Source organism: Mesorhizobium sp. WSM1293 (genome assembly GCF_000513875.1).
Lineage (GTDB): Bacteria > Pseudomonadota > Alphaproteobacteria > Rhizobiales > Rhizobiaceae > Mesorhizobium > Mesorhizobium ciceri.
Genome location: NZ_AZUV01000008.1, coordinates 329,591 through 342,902 on the forward strand (window position 1 = coordinate 329,591; position 13,312 = coordinate 342,902).

Here is a 13,312-nt window from a genome sequence, read left to right on the forward strand (position 1 = left end):
CATGCCCTTTAGACCAAAGCGATCCGGTGCAGGATTCGCCTTGCTCGCTCGATGACGGGTCGATCCACCATCTCGCCGTTCACCAGGCTGGCTTCGCCTGATGAGGCCGCGCCAATGATGTCGCGTGCCCATGCGATGTCATTTTCGCTCGGGCGAAAGCCATTGCGAATAGGCTCGATCTGTCTCGGATGGATGGCCATCTTGCCGCCAAAACCCATCCTCATGGCGTGGCGGGCGTCATACTCGGCGATTTCGGGATTGCTCAGGTCGGTCGTCACGCCGTCGATCGGCGCGGCCCGGCCAGCAGCGCGCGAACGCCAGACGATTTCGTTGCGGGCCGCTAGCAGGATCAGCCGATCATGCGCGCAACCAAGATCGAGCGAGAAGTCGACCGAACCGAAGGCGACGGCAACGACGCCTGAGGTGGCCAGTATGTCCGGCAGGTTGACGAGGCCGACGGCGCTCTCAATGAGCGCTATGACGGAAACGCTGCGTGCCATGTGCCTGGTCATATCGGTAATGTCTTGCGGACGTTCGGCCTTGGGCAGCATGACGGAGACGCCGTCGAGGCGCCGCACGGCATCGACGTCCGCTTCGTGCCAAGGTGTGCCGGCGGCGTTGATGCGGACCACGACTGCGGATTTCAGTGTGGCCGCACGAGCGACGATTGCTTCGCGAGCGCGGTCCTTGTCGCCAGGGGCGACGGCATCCTCGAGGTCGAGAATGACCGCGTCCGCGCCGCTGCTGTCGGCCTTGTCAAACCGCTCAGGACGCGAGCCCGGCACGAAAAGCGGCACGACAGGCGTGACGAAGCTCACCATTGCGCCGTGGCTTTCACTGTTGCATGGCCGTCGGCCGACCGCACCTCGAGAGCCATGCCGTCTTGGCCAGGCGATGTTGCGCTCAGAAGCAGGCGCTGCGGGCCAGTCGCCGGATGCACGCCCCGGAATGAGAAACGGCGCGGCGACTGACCGACAATGGCGGTGGCGAAGTTCATCAGCAGCGTCGCCTGCAGTGGGCCATGGATGACGAGCCCGGGATAGCGCTCGACCCCCGTGGCGTAAGGCGCGTCATAGTGGATGCGGTGCCCGTTGAAGGTCAGCGCGGAATATCGGAAGAGCAGCACGGCATCGATCTCGATCGTGCGCTCGTGCGATGCGGCCAGGGCCGAATTGGCCGGCGGGGCAGGGGGCGCAGCAGCGGCTTCGGCGCCGCGATAAACGATGGTCTGGTCCTCCTCGATCACCGGACCAGCGTCGTTGGCAATGTCGTGCCGGACCGTGACGAAGGTTAGCGGCCCGGTGCGTCCCTGTTTCTCCTCTATGGCGGTCAATGTCGAGCTGCGGCGGATGCGGTCGCCGGAGCGGATCGGAGCCATGAAACGCACATCGCTGGCAGCCCACATGCGGCGCGGAAGCGGCACCGGTGGCAGGAAGCCGCCTTTGGCCGGGTGCCCATCAGGTCCGAGTTCGCGCAGGTCGGCAATGTCGGGTGTCAGGCACCAGTGTAGTCCCGGCGGGGCCGTACCCTCGGCAGCCTGCGCCGCGTGGTCCCCAAGCGTGGCGCCAAAGCTGGCCAGCAGGCGCGGGGTCACGATGTCCTCGACCTCGTGCGTGCGTCCGATCCATTCCTGCAGCGTGCTTGTGTCCAGGCTCATGAGATCCTCGTCAGGCGGCGAATTCGGACCGGATCCGGTCCGAATCGGCGCCAAGGGCGGGAACGCCGGGGACGGTTGCGAACCCCTCCGACCGCCCTGCCGGAATCGGCACGGAGATGCGCCTGCCGTCCGGCAGCGCCACCTCTGTCCGTCGCAACGCCTTGTGGTGTGGCAGGTCGTGCATTGCGCTCACCCGGCCCCAGGCGATCTGCGCCTCGTTGAGACGGTCTATGGCCTTTTCGCAGTCGATTGCCGCGAAGATCGGTTCGATCTCGGCGTCGAGCGCCGTGCGGTTGGCCACCCGCCAGGCATTGGTGGCGAAGCGTTCGTCGGCGAACAGATCCTGCCTTTGCAGCACGAGCGTGCAGAAGCGCTTCCATTCATTGTTCTGCTGGATGGACACGACCACGCTGCCATCCCGACAGGCATAGGGTCGATAGGGGTAGATCGAAGCGTGCGCCAGGCCATATCTCTGGGTCTCGCGGCCCGCATATTCGTAGTGCAGCAGCGGCACGGTCATCCAATCGGCCATGGCGTCGAACATGGCCACCTCGACAATGCGGCCGCGCCCGGTCTTCTGGCGCGCCAGCAAGGCTTCGAGGATCGCTGCATGGGCATTCATGCCGGTGGCGATGTCGGCGGCGGAAACCCCGACCTTGCTCGGTGTGTCCGGTGTGCCGGTGACGGCACAGATACCGCTTTCGGCCTGCACCAGCATGTCGTAGGCGCGCATCGCCGCGTAAGGCGTATCCTGTCCGTAGCCGACGATGTTGATGGCGATCAGCCGAGGGAATTTTTCTGCGATCGCATCGGCGGAGAGGCCGAGCCTGTCGATAGCGCCCGGGGCGAGATTCTGCACGAGAACATCCGCGCGCGCCACCATCCGGTGCAGGAGAGCCAGGTCGTGCTCGGTCTTCAGGTCGAGCACCGCGCTTTCCTTGCCGCGGTTGAGCCAGACGAAGTAAGCCGACATGCCTTCCACTGCGGAATCGTAGTGACGCGCGGTTTCGCCTTCCGGGCGCTCGATCTTCACGACGCGTGCGCCGGCATCGGCAAGGCGGACCGTGCAGAGCGGAGCGGCGACGGCCTGCTCGATCGAAACGACAAACAGGCCCTCCAGTGGGCGGGCGCCGTCAGACATTGCGCTGCACCCCCGAGCGCGCCAGCACGCCAGGCTTCAGCCGCTCGTTTTTGCCGTAATCCTCGGCAGCGTGGAAGAAAAGCCGCGGCGTGCCGTCGATGTCCTCAAGCCTCTTGCTATAGGCTTCCAGATAGGCCTTGCGGCCCTCGTTGCCGACGCGGCCCGGCATATAGGCGACGAAGGGCGGCAGCACGTCGAAACCGGAATAGCGCAGCAGACCATTGTGGATCGGCCACAGCACCGTGAGGATGTCGCCGTCGATGCCGTCGGGCGCGTAGGTGTCGGCCGACGTGCCCGTGGTGGCGGCCACCATGGCGAGCTTTCCCCTGAACATGCCGGTGTCGTATTTACGGCCCGGCAGATAGGCGAAGCCGCGCGCGAAGACACGATCGGCCCAACCCTTGAGCATTGCGGGCATTCCGAACCACCAGACCGGGAATTGGAACAGCACGAAATCCGCCAGCTTCACCTTTTCGACCTCGGCGTTTATGTCGGCCGAGAGTGCGCCGGCCTCGTAGGCGGCGGTCTGTTCGCGCGGCAGGCTGAAGAAGTCCGGATCGTTACGCTCGCCCGATATGTCGCCCGGCCCTGCGACAGGATTGAAGCCCATCGCATAGAGGTCGCTGACAACCACATCGTGGCCTGCGCGGGTCAAGGTTTCCACAGCCAGATCCTTCATGGCGCCGTTGAAGGATCTTGCTTCCGGATGTGCATAGACGATGAGGACGTTCACGGACGACTCCTAAAGCATTTTGCAGCCGAGCGGAATCGCTTGGCGTCGCAGAAATGCGGCTAAAACAAACGGCTAGAGCGGGATGCGAGGTTCAATTCAAATGCATCCCGCTCTAGTAGGAACGCGGCAGTCCAAGCACGTGCTCGGAAAGGTATGACAGGATGAGGTTGGTCGAGATCGGCGCGACCTGATAGAGGCGCGTCTCGCGGAACTTGCGCTCCACATCGTACTCTTCCGCGAAACCGAACCCACCATGCGTTTGGATGCAGACATTGGCGGCTTCGTTCGAAGCGTCGGCCGCCAGCATCTTGGCCATGTTGGCTTCAGCACCGGGGTTCTTGCCGGCCTCGTAGAGGCTCAGCGCCTCGCGCACCATCAATTCGGCCGCGCGCATGTTGGCGTAGGCCCTTGCAATCGGAAACTGGATGCCCTGGTTCTGGCCGATCGCCCGGCCAAACACATGCCGCTCCTTTGCGTAGGTGCTGGCCTTTTCGATGAACCATTTCGCATCGCCGATGCACTCGGCTGATATCAGGATACGCTCGGCGTTCATGCCCGAGAGGATGTAGCGGAATCCCTTTCCCTCTTCGCCGATCAGGTTTTCGGCCGGCACGCGCAGATCGTCGAAGAACACTTCGGTGGTGGCATGGTTCATCATGGTGCGGATCGGCCGGATGGTGAGGCCGTTGCCAACGGCTTCGCGCATGTCGACGATGAGCACTGAAAGGCCGTCAGTCTTCTTCATGCCGTCCGTGAGCGGCGTGGTCCGCGCCAGCAGCAGCATCAGATCCGAATGCTCGGCACGGCTGGTCCAGATCTTCTGGCCCTTGACCACGAAATGATCGCCGTCGAGGCGAGCAGTGGTCTTGAGCGCGCCGGTGTCGGTGCCGCTGCTCGGTTCCGTGACGCCGAATGCCTGCAGGCGCAATTCTCCCGCGGCGATCTTCGGCAGGTATCGCTGCTTCTGGGCTTCCGAGCCGTGGCGAAGAAGCGTGCCCATCGTGTACATCTGGGCATGGCAGGCGCCGCCATTGCAGCCGGCGCGCTGGATTTCCTCCAGCACGGCAGCGGCGGCCGAAAGCGGCAGGCCCGAGCCACCATATGCCTCCGGGATCAGGATCGAGAGCCAACCGGCCTGCGTCAGCGCTGCGACGAAGTCACCGGGATAGGTCATTTCCCTGTCGAGTGCGCGCCAGTATTCTCCGGGAAAGCGGGCGCACAGCCTGGCGACGGCATCGCGAATGTCCTGATAGGCTTCCATGAGGTTTGTCCGGGTTTCGTCTTGCTGCGGGCCTCACTATCGCGCCTCCATGTCCTGTCAGCAATGCAGAGCGGAAGTGAGCAGATATAACGGAATTCGAATGCTTATGGTGGAGGGCCGAGAAGCTGGCCAACCCAGACGGCCCGCCCGACAAGATCCTTGGCGATGTCCTCTATCGCTTGTCCGGCAAACCGCGCCAGCCGCGAGGCAGGCCGGTCTGCCGGGTAGGCAAGGATCAGGCGGCGCACGGGCACCGGATCGATCAACGGCGCGGCGGTGAGCAGCCCGGCGGTCACGTCGGCATGGATGGGAGCGAGCGGCAGGATCGTCCAGCCGTGGCCGTTGCGCACCAGGTCCTTCAGCGCCGAGTACGAGTCCGCTTCGATGCCGACATCGAGCGTGATGCCGGCATCCGTGGCGCAGCGTTCGACGATGATGCGCAGCCCGTGCTTGATGCTGGGCAGCAGCAGGCGCTTGCCGGCGAGCGAGGCGAACGACACGGCGCGCACGGTTGAAAATCCCCCGTCCGGCGGTCCGATCAGGAACAGGTTTTCCAGGAGCAGCGGGCGCGAGCGCAGCGAACGTGCCATGCGCGGGTCGTAGAGCACCGCGACGTCGACCTCGCCGCGGTGCATCCAGTCCAGCAGATAGCCTGTATAGGCGCTGACAAGTCTGAGCTTCGCCTTGGGATGGGCCTTGCCGAAGGCCGCCGCCAACGGCAGCGAAATAATGTCGGCAACAGTGGGTGGCAGACCGATCGCCACTTCGCCGGTCAGCGGCGCATCGGCGGGCGTGGCCGTGGCGCGGATCTCGTCGATCTCGGCCATCACGCGCATGGCGTGCGTCAGCACCTCCTTGCCCTGCTCGGACAGCACCATGCCGCGTCCGTGGCGCAGAAAAAGGGCAAAGCCCAATTCCTCCTCCAACATGCGCACCTGCCGGCTGAGCGCCGGCTGCGCAATGTGCAGCCGATCGGCAGCCTTGCTGAGGCTGCCGAGTTCGGCGACGTGGATCAGGGTGCGCAGCTGCGATAATTCCATGAGCTATCGAATACCATTATATCTGATCACGAGAAAGAGACGAAGATTAGATCGGACCATCGAGGTAACCTGGCTCCAATCCAAATTCTCGGGGGTCCAAGGTGACGGCGAGCGTAGAAACAAAACATCCGCAAACAGCAGCGCTTGCAGCCGCTCCGGCGGCACCTGAAAGGCAGTGGCCGGATCAGGTCTATGAGGTGCTCAAGGCTGCCGGCATCAGCCAGATGTCCTATGTGCCGGATGCCGGCCATACCACATTGATCCGCCTTTTCAGTGAGGATCCCGAGGTCGTCACCAATGTGCTGACGACGGAGGAGGAGGGCATCGCCATAGCCGCCGGCTCCTGGCTCGGCGGCAAGCGGAGCGTCGTGCTCATGCAATCCTCCGGCGTCGGCAATTGCATCAACATGCTGTCGCTTCCCGTGCAGGCGCGCTTCCCCTTGCTCGTCCTGGTGACGATGCGGGGCGAATGGGCCGAGTTCAACCCGTGGCAGGTGCCGATGGGGCAGGCGACGGAGGCCTCGCTGAAAGCAATCGGGCTCAGGGTGCTGCGCGCCGAAACCGGTCCCGACCTGGTGGAGACGGTGGCGCAGGCAGCCCTGATGGCCTTCGATGCCGACCAGCAGATTGCCGTGCTGATCGGGCAGCGGCTGCTCGGCAAGAAGAAGTGGTGAGCGACATGAATTTACCGACAATGGACCGCCGGGTTGCGGTGAAGAAGCTGCTTGACGCCCGCGACGGAGCCTTGGTCGTGACCGGTCTCGGTTCGCCGAGCTACGACGTGCATGCTGCCGGTGACCGCAACGACAACTATTATCTGTGGGGCGCCATGGGCGGGGCTGCGCTGATCGGCCTTGGGCTCGCCCAGGCCCAGCCCGACAAGCGGGTCATGGTGATCACCGGTGACGGCGAACAGCTCATGGCATTCGGTTCTCTGGCGACGATCTCAGTGGCACGGCCGAAAAATCTCGACCTGATCGTCCTCGACAACCAGCATTTCGGCGAGACCGGCATGCAGTCCAGCCATACCGGCAAAGGCATTGGTTTTGACAAGGTCGCGGCCGCTTGCGGCTTTTCGAAGACCGCCGAGCTGCGCACGCTGGAGGAGGTTGACACGCTCTGTGGAGAACTTCGGCGCCCGGCCGACGGTCCGCGCCTTTTCGTGCTGAAAATCACCGCCGAGAACCTGCCGCGCTCGCTGCCACCGCGCGACGCGGTCGAGGTCAAGAACCGCTTTCGCGCCCATCTGGGCTTTGCCACCTGTTGAGGACCGATATGGCGCTGGTCAGTTTCCAGAACACGGTCGGCGGTCGGTTGCAATCGACGGCCGATACATTCGAGAGCCATGATCCGTTCACTGGCAGGCCCTGGGCGCTGATCCCGCATGGAGGAGCGAGCCAGGTGGACGCCGCCGTGGCGTCCGCGAAGGCAGCATTCCGATCGAAGGAATGGGCCGGTATCACGCCGACCGCGCGGGGCAAGCTGCTCGTGCGGCTGGCCGATCTGATCGCCGGGAACGCAGATCGTATTGCCGCCGTCGAGACGCGCGACAATGGCAAGCTGCTCACCGAAATGACGGCGCAGCTGCGCTATATCCCGGAATGGTTCCGCTATTTCGGCGGTCTTGCCGACAAGGTCGAAGGGTCGGTGCTGCCGATCGACAAGGCTGGCATGTTCGCTTTCACCCGCCACGAGCCGCTGGGTGTCATTGCAGCGATCGTGCCCTGGAATTCGCCGCTTTTACTCCTGACATGGAAGCTCGCGCCGCTGCTGGCGGCAGGCAACACTGTCGTCATCAAACCGTCGGAACACGCCTCGGCCTCGACGCTGGAGTTCGTGAAACTGTTTGCGCGGGCAGGCTTCCCGCCCGGCGTGGTCAACACCGTTACCGGCATGCCGCTTGATGTCGGCGCGCCACTCGTCTCTCATCCCGACGTCGCCAAGATCGCCTTCACCGGTGGTGAGCCTGGCGGGATCGCGGTCTATCGGGCGGCCGCCGAACAGCTAAAAGTCGTCACGCTGGAGCTCGGCGGCAAATCGGCCAACATCGTCTTCGACGACGCCGATATCGAGAGCGCGGTCAACGGCGCGATCTCAGGCATCTTCGCGGCCAGCGGCCAGACCTGCATCGCGGGTTCGCGGCTGCTGGTGCATCGCAAAATCCACGACCGGTTCGTGGAAGGCGTCATAACGCTGGCGGCCAGCGCTCGATTGGGCAATCCGGCGCTGCAAGAGACGCAGGTCGGGCCGATCACCACGCAAGCCCAGCGCGAAAAGGTGCTGTCCTATCTCGGCATCGCGCGCCGCGAGGGTGCGCTTTGCGTGCTGGGCGGCGGCAAGCCGGCCTCGGGTGACCTGGCCGAGGGCTGGTTCGTCGAGCCCACCATCTTCACCGGCGTGAACAACACCATGCGGATCGCGCGTGAGGAGGTGTTCGGGCCGATCCTGTCCGTCATCCCCTTTGACGACGAGGACGAGGCCTTCGCCATTGCCAATGACAGCCCCTATGGGCTGGCGGCGGGAATATGGACCAGCGACATGGGCAGGGCGCTGCGCGGCGCGGCCGCAATGGAGGCGGGGATGGTCTGGATCAATTCATACCGTGCCGTCTCCTACATGGCGCCCTTCGGCGGTTACAAGAGGAGCGGTATCGGCCGCGAAAGCGGGCAGGATGCCATCAATTCCTATCTGCAGACCAAGACGGTGTGGATAGACACCGCCGGCAAGACCGCCAATCCCTTCGTTATCCGCTAGGCTAGGCTTCGGTGGGAGAATCCCCATCCGTAGCCAAGCTCGGCCCATGCTCCCTGAGACGGTGGCCGACTTACAAATGATCGAAGGATTGGACATGAGACAGGCAGGCAAGGTGGCGGTTGTCACAGGCGCGGCGCGCGGCATCGGACGCGCTTGCGCGGAACGCTTTTTGGCCGAAGGCGCGAAGCTCGTGCTCGGCGACATCGATGCCGTGGAGCTAAAAAAATGTGCCGCTGAAATCGGCACCACCGACAGCGTCCTGGCGGTGGTTACGGATGTCAGCAAGAAGGACCAGGTCGATGGGCTGATTGCAGCGGCGGTGGCGAAGTTCGGCCGTGTCGACATCATGGTCAACAATGCCGGCATCGCTCCGGTCCAGGACTTTCTCGACATCACAGAGGCGGACTACGACAGGGTTCTCGCCGTCAATCTGAAGGGCGCGTTCATGGGCACCCAGGCCGCAGCCCGCCAGATGATCGCGCAAGGTGGAGGCGGCGTCATCATCAACATGTCGTCGATCAATTCGGGCCTCGCCAACCCGCGTGTCGCCACCTACGCGATCTCCAAGGGCGGCATGAACCAGGTCACCAGCACCGCGGCCGTCGCCTTCGCTCCCCATGGCATCCGTGTGGTCGGTGTCGGTCCGGGCACCATCGCCACGGACATGGTCATGGACGGGACATTCATCGATTCGGAAGAAATGAGACGGGCGGTCCTTTCGCGTACACCGCTCGGGCGCCTCGGCACGGCAGCCGAGATCGCCTCGGTCGTGGCGTTCCTGGCCAGCGACGACGCTTCCTACATCACCGGCGAGACGATCTACCCCGACGGAGGGCGCCGGGTGCTGAACTACACGGTTCCGATCAAGGAGTAGGAAAATGAGTAATTTCGAAAAGCTGCATCACATCTGCATCGTCGTGCACGATATCGACAAGGCGCAGGCCTACTATGACTCCATAGGCATCGGGCCATGGGAGTCCTATCCGCCGCTGGCCGAATACGAAGAACTGCAGGTCCCAAGCCCCGAGGGTTTCAAGGCGATGCAATATCGGATTTGCAACTTGCCGAACGTTCAGCTGCAGCTGTGCCAGCCGAACGGCGATCCTTCACCGCAGCGGATTCATCTCGATACAAAGGGTGAAGGCGTCTTCCATATCGGCTTCGAGGTTCGTGATGCGGACGCAGCCGAGACCAAGGCGAAAACCGACGGACTTGCCGTGCTGATGCGCGGGCGCCGGGAAAACCGCACCGGCTTCACCTATTACGATACGGCCGACAAGGCAGGCGTCATCCTGCTGACCCGGGCGACCAATCTGCCCGGCAAATGATCTGCGCGTGCGAAGGGAAGGCTGACGCGGATCGAGTGGGGAATGTGGTCCGTCAGCTGCCCCGCAGTTCCTGAAGCCGGTCGACCAGGAACTTGCCGCTGGTGATGATGTGCATTTCCAAAAGGCCGACGGCGCGCAGCGTATCCTTGGCTTCGCACAGGTCGATGAGCTGCCAGTGGTCGCGGTCGGACTGGGCCTGGATCTCGGTGAGTGTCACCATCATGCGCGTGTAGCGTTCCAGCTGCTGGTAGATGCGCCCGACCAGTTCGATCGTCGCCTTGCGGCCGGACGGCTGGTAGAGCGCGGCATGGAAGTTCCAGTTGAGCTGGTTCGAGTACTCGCCGGTCTTGCCTTGCTCCTGGTGCTGCTTTGCGCGCTCGCGGGCCAGCGCGAGGTCTGCCTCCGTCATCCTTGGAATGGCCAGGGCCAGTAGCCATGTTTCGATCCGGGCTCGCAATTCGTAGAGCTCGAGGATCTCGTCCAGGGAAATTGAGGTGACGACGGCGCCCTTGTGGGAAACCAGCGTGACGAAGCCTTCCGAATGAAGCTGATGCAGCGCCTCTCGCACCGGAATTCGGCTGACACCGAACTCGGTGGCCAGATGTTCCTGCCGCAGTTGGAAATTGGCCTCGTATTCACCGATCAGTATCTTCTGCCTGATGGCATCGGCGACCTGGGTCGAGATGGTTTTCTTCTGTACGAGCATGAATCAGCCTGGGGCGGCCGCCTTGTTTGTTGACTGGCGCCGTGTTGATGGAAGAAGTGGACGCATAGCACCGTTGTCACCGCGATGCCATGTCGCCCGTTTCGCTTCAGTAGACATGTTCCTCGATAGGCTGATTGCCAGCGATCCTTTCATAGCGGAAGGCCGACAGGTCGACAGAGCGGTACTCGCCATAGGCAATGAGATCACTGACCCCCGACCCGGTCGCCGCTGCATGCATCATGCCGTGGCCGCTGAAGCCGGTGGCCAGGACAAAGTTCGAGATCTCGGGATGCCGGCCGATGATGCCGCTGTGGTCGAAGGTGTTGTACTCGTAGAGCCCCGCCCAGGCGCGCAGCATCCGCAATTGCTCAAACCCGGGCACACGATGGGCGAGCGCCGGCCAGATCAACTCGTCGAACAGGTCGTAGTCCACATCCAGGCCAAAATCGTCCGGCTCGTTGTCGCGCACCGGCGGAATACCGCACAGGAAGAGCTGACCTTCCGGCCGCAGCCAGAAGCCGCTCGTGTCGAAGACGAAGGGGCAGTTTTCGATCCTTGCCGGCGTTTCGAAGACGAAGACGCAGCGCTTGCTCGGGACAACCGGCAGCTCGGCGCCGGCCATCCTGGCAATGCCCGCGCTCCATGGTCCGGCCGCATTGATCACCGTGCCGGCGGCAAGCCGGTCGCCATTGTCGAGCACCACTTCGCCGACCTTTTGGGGAGACGCCATAGTCAGTCCGGTCACCGTCGCGGCAAGATAGTTCACGCCCTGCGTGCGCGCCTTTCGACGGAAGGCCTGCATCAGGCCGGGGCCGTCGAACCAGCCTTCGCTGCCAAGGCCGAGTGAGCCAAGGGCGAGATCGTCCGTGTTGAGCCACGGGAAGCGTCGTGCCAGATCGACCTGCTCGATCAGTTCGGCGTCGACGCCCATGCCGCGCTGAACGCGGTTCTTGGCACGCTGCGCGTCTGCCCGCTCGGGTGTCGCCAGCACGAGGTAGCCGGGCTCATGCAGGCCGATGTCGGCCAACTCGTCGCCGATGGCAAGCCGCGTCTTTACCTGGCGCAGGAAGTCGATGCTGAACTTCGACATGGCAATGTTGGGCGCCGTGCCGAACTGCTGGCGGATGGCGCTGGTCGACAAGGAAGACGAGGAGGCCGTGTAGTACGGGTCCCGCTCGATCACCGCGATCCTGCCATCGAAATCAGGATTGGCTGACAGAAAGTAGGCGATCGAGCTGCCGACAACGCCACCGCCGACGATCACCACATCATAGTTTGTGCCCATACCAATCGTGTTCCCTATCTCGAATATCATCCGTGGCGACAAGGATTGGATATCTTCCTCTATCGGTCCACCTCCAAAACGAGACATAACCCGGTCCTCGATGCAGAAAAAGAGGTTTGACGTGAAAAACAGAATACATTATCCAATTTGTAACAGATATCACCTGCCCGGCAACGTCGCGGCAGCCATGCCGAGGATTTCCCGTGGGCCTCATCGCTCCCCGTCTCGACGTCATCAAGCCAAGTCCCAGCATGGCGGTCACCGCGCGGGCAATCGAAATGCGCTCGGCCGGCATCGACGTGATCAGTCTGAGCGCCGGCGAGCCGGATTTTCCGACGCCTCCGCACATCGTCGAGGCGGCCTACGAGGCGATGCGCAGGGGTGCGACGCGCTATACGGCGGTCGACGGCACCGCCGCGCTGAAGAAGGCGGTGGCCGGAAAATTCAGACGCGAGAACGGCGTCGACTACGAGACTTCGCAAATCAGTGTCGCGGGCGGCGCCAAGCAGATCATCTACAACGCCCTGCTGGCAACGCTGGCCCCCGGTGACGAGGTGGTTGTCCCGGCGCCCTATTGGGTTTCCTACACCGACATCGTCCTGCTCGGCGAAGGCAAGCCCGTGGTCGTTCCCTGCACGGAGGCGCAGGGCTTCAAGCTGACACCGCAAGCCCTGCGAGCCGCGATCACTGGGCGCACCAAATGGTTGCTGCTCAACACGCCCTCCAATCCGACCGGCGCCGTCTACAGCCGCGACGAACTTGTGGGGCTGGCGGCGGTGTTGCTCGATCACCCGCATGTGCACGTTCTGACCGACGACATCTACGAGCATATCCTGTTCGACGGGCGCGCGTTCCACACCATCGCCGGCGTCGAGCCGCGGCTGAAGGACCGCACGCTGACGGTCAACGGCGTGTCGAAGGCCTACGCCATGACCGGCTGGCGGATCGGCTATGCCGGCGGGCCGGAAGAGCTGATCCGCGCCATGGCGACCGTGCAGAGCCAAAGCACGTCGAACCCGTCATCCATCTCGCAGGCCGCGACCATCGCCGCACTTGAAGGCACTCAGGACTTTCTTCGCCCGCGGGCGCTCGAATTCCAGGCCCGGCGCGACCGTGCGCTGGAGCTGCTGCGCAAGATTCCTGGCCTCACCTGCCAGACGCCCGAAGGCGCCTTCTATCTCTACCCCAATTGCTCGGCCCTGATCGGCCGTCGCCGCCCGGACGGCACTCCTATCGGCAGCGACGACGACTTCTCGCTTTACCTGCTCGATCAGGCACGGGTCGCGGTGGTGCAGGGCTCTGCCTACGGTCTGTCGCCGCATTTCCGCATTTCCATAGCCACGTCGATGGACCTGATCGAAAAAGCGATCGGGCGCATTGCCGAGGCCGTCGAAGCGCTGCGATAGG

Annotated in this window: 14 protein-coding genes; 6 read left to right on the forward strand and 8 right to left on the reverse strand. The window is 63.5% G+C overall.

Annotation, left to right across the window (positions count from 1 at the left end; all coding sequences use genetic code 11):
• Window positions 1–8 precede the first annotated feature (8 nt).
• The 6 genes from M729_RS0111470 to M729_RS0111495 form a co-directional block, all read right to left on the reverse strand.
• Complete coding sequence (locus M729_RS0111470; protein ID WP_024503249.1) at window positions 9–821, reverse strand: CoA ester lyase; 813 nt, start codon at window positions 819–821, stop codon at window positions 9–11.
• Window positions 815–1,657 carry a MaoC family dehydratase N-terminal domain-containing protein gene (locus M729_RS0111475; RefSeq protein ID WP_024503248.1) on the reverse strand — a complete coding sequence of 281 codons (843 nt, stop codon included), beginning with the start codon at window positions 1,655–1,657 and terminating at the stop codon, window positions 815–817. Before M729_RS0111475 ends, M729_RS0111470 begins: the two co-directional genes overlap by 7 nt.
• A 10-nt stretch (window positions 1,658–1,667) precedes the next feature.
• Complete coding sequence (locus M729_RS0111480; protein ID WP_024503247.1) at window positions 1,668–2,798, reverse strand: CaiB/BaiF CoA-transferase family protein; 1,131 nt, start codon at window positions 2,796–2,798, stop codon at window positions 1,668–1,670.
• Window positions 2,791–3,531 carry an NAD(P)H-dependent oxidoreductase gene (locus M729_RS0111485; RefSeq protein WP_024503246.1) on the reverse strand — a complete coding sequence of 247 codons (741 nt, stop codon included), beginning with the start codon at window positions 3,529–3,531 and terminating at the stop codon, window positions 2,791–2,793. The genes M729_RS0111480 and M729_RS0111485 overlap by 8 nt, the downstream gene beginning before the upstream one ends.
• 112 nt (window positions 3,532–3,643) lie before the next feature.
• Window positions 3,644–4,792: an acyl-CoA dehydrogenase family protein gene (locus tag M729_RS0111490; protein ID WP_024503245.1), complete on the reverse strand. Its 1,149-nt coding sequence runs from the start codon at window positions 4,790–4,792 to the stop codon at window positions 3,644–3,646.
• Between the two features lie 104 nt (window positions 4,793–4,896).
• Window positions 4,897–5,832: a LysR substrate-binding domain-containing protein gene (locus tag M729_RS0111495; protein ID WP_024503244.1), complete on the reverse strand. Its 936-nt coding sequence runs from the start codon at window positions 5,830–5,832 to the stop codon at window positions 4,897–4,899.
• A 101-nt stretch (window positions 5,833–5,933) separates the two neighbouring features.
• On the opposite strand from M729_RS0111495, the gene M729_RS0111500 reads away from it, so the two are divergent.
• The 5 genes from M729_RS0111500 to M729_RS0111520 all read left to right on the forward strand — a co-directional run bounded on the left by M729_RS0111500 (window position 5,934) and on the right by M729_RS0111520 (window position 9,914).
• Window positions 5,934–6,506: a thiamine pyrophosphate-binding protein gene (locus M729_RS0111500; protein ID WP_024503243.1), complete on the forward strand. Its 573-nt coding sequence runs from the start codon at window positions 5,934–5,936 to the stop codon at window positions 6,504–6,506.
• 5 nt (window positions 6,507–6,511) lie between these two features.
• The gene (locus M729_RS0111505) at window positions 6,512–7,099 is read left to right on the forward strand and encodes a thiamine pyrophosphate-dependent enzyme (RefSeq protein WP_027161632.1); all 588 of its coding nucleotides are present in this window, start codon (window positions 6,512–6,514) and stop codon (window positions 7,097–7,099) included.
• 8 nt (window positions 7,100–7,107) lie between these two features.
• Complete coding sequence (locus M729_RS0111510; protein ID WP_027161633.1) at window positions 7,108–8,586, forward strand: aldehyde dehydrogenase; 1,479 nt, start codon at window positions 7,108–7,110, stop codon at window positions 8,584–8,586.
• Window positions 8,587–8,680: 94 nt separating this feature from the next.
• Entirely contained in the window at window positions 8,681–9,460 is a 780-nt protein-coding gene (locus M729_RS0111515) for an SDR family oxidoreductase (RefSeq protein WP_024503240.1), read from the forward strand.
• Window positions 9,461–9,464: 4 nt separating this feature from the next.
• Window positions 9,465–9,914, forward strand: a complete 450-nt coding sequence (locus tag M729_RS0111520; RefSeq protein ID WP_027161634.1) for a VOC family protein — start codon at window positions 9,465–9,467, stop codon at window positions 9,912–9,914.
• A 52-nt stretch (window positions 9,915–9,966) separates the two neighbouring features.
• Here M729_RS0111520 and M729_RS0111525 read toward each other — a convergent pair whose 3' ends face one another.
• Window positions 9,967–10,620, reverse strand: coding sequence for a GntR family transcriptional regulator (locus M729_RS0111525; protein ID WP_013525162.1), 654 nt, complete (start codon window positions 10,618–10,620; stop codon window positions 9,967–9,969).
• A gap of 106 nt (window positions 10,621–10,726) precedes the next feature.
• Window positions 10,727–11,905 carry an FAD-binding oxidoreductase gene (locus M729_RS0111530; RefSeq protein WP_024503238.1) on the reverse strand — a complete coding sequence of 393 codons (1,179 nt, stop codon included), beginning with the start codon at window positions 11,903–11,905 and terminating at the stop codon, window positions 10,727–10,729.
• A gap of 203 nt (window positions 11,906–12,108) precedes the next feature.
• Here M729_RS0111530 and M729_RS0111535 point away from each other — a divergent pair, with 203 nt between their 5' ends.
• A complete protein-coding gene (locus M729_RS0111535; protein WP_027161635.1) occupies window positions 12,109–13,311 on the forward strand; it encodes a pyridoxal phosphate-dependent aminotransferase in 1,203 nt (400 codons plus the stop codon).
• Window position 13,312 lies beyond the last annotated feature (1 nt).

What these genes read in the sequence shown, in the direction of transcription:
- M729_RS0111470 (WP_024503249.1), bottom strand. Translation starts at nt 821, where the DNA reads ATGGTGAGCTTCGTCACGCCTGTCGTGCCGCTTTTCGTGCCGGGCTCG.
- M729_RS0111475 (WP_024503248.1), bottom strand. Translation starts at nt 1,657, where the DNA reads ATGAGCCTGGACACAAGCACGCTGCAGGAATGGATCGGACGCACGCAC.
- M729_RS0111480 (WP_024503247.1), bottom strand. Translation starts at nt 2,798, where the DNA reads ATGTCTGACGGCGCCCGCCCACTGGAGGGCCTGTTTGTCGTTTCGATC.
- M729_RS0111490 (WP_024503245.1), bottom strand. Translation starts at nt 4,792, where the DNA reads ATGGAAGCCTATCAGGACATTCGCGATGCCGTCGCCAGGCTGTGCGCC.
- M729_RS0111495 (WP_024503244.1), bottom strand. Translation starts at nt 5,832, where the DNA reads ATGGAATTATCGCAGCTGCGCACCCTGATCCACGTCGCCGAACTCGGC.
- M729_RS0111505 (WP_027161632.1), top strand. Translation starts at nt 6,512, where the DNA reads ATGAATTTACCGACAATGGACCGCCGGGTTGCGGTGAAGAAGCTGCTT.
- M729_RS0111510 (WP_027161633.1), top strand. Translation starts at nt 7,108, where the DNA reads ATGGCGCTGGTCAGTTTCCAGAACACGGTCGGCGGTCGGTTGCAATCG.
- M729_RS0111515 (WP_024503240.1), top strand. Translation starts at nt 8,681, where the DNA reads ATGAGACAGGCAGGCAAGGTGGCGGTTGTCACAGGCGCGGCGCGCGGC.
- M729_RS0111520 (WP_027161634.1), top strand. Translation starts at nt 9,465, where the DNA reads ATGAGTAATTTCGAAAAGCTGCATCACATCTGCATCGTCGTGCACGAT.
- M729_RS0111525 (WP_013525162.1), bottom strand. Translation starts at nt 10,620, where the DNA reads ATGCTCGTACAGAAGAAAACCATCTCGACCCAGGTCGCCGATGCCATC.
- M729_RS0111530 (WP_024503238.1), bottom strand. Translation starts at nt 11,905, where the DNA reads ATGGGCACAAACTATGATGTGGTGATCGTCGGCGGTGGCGTTGTCGGC.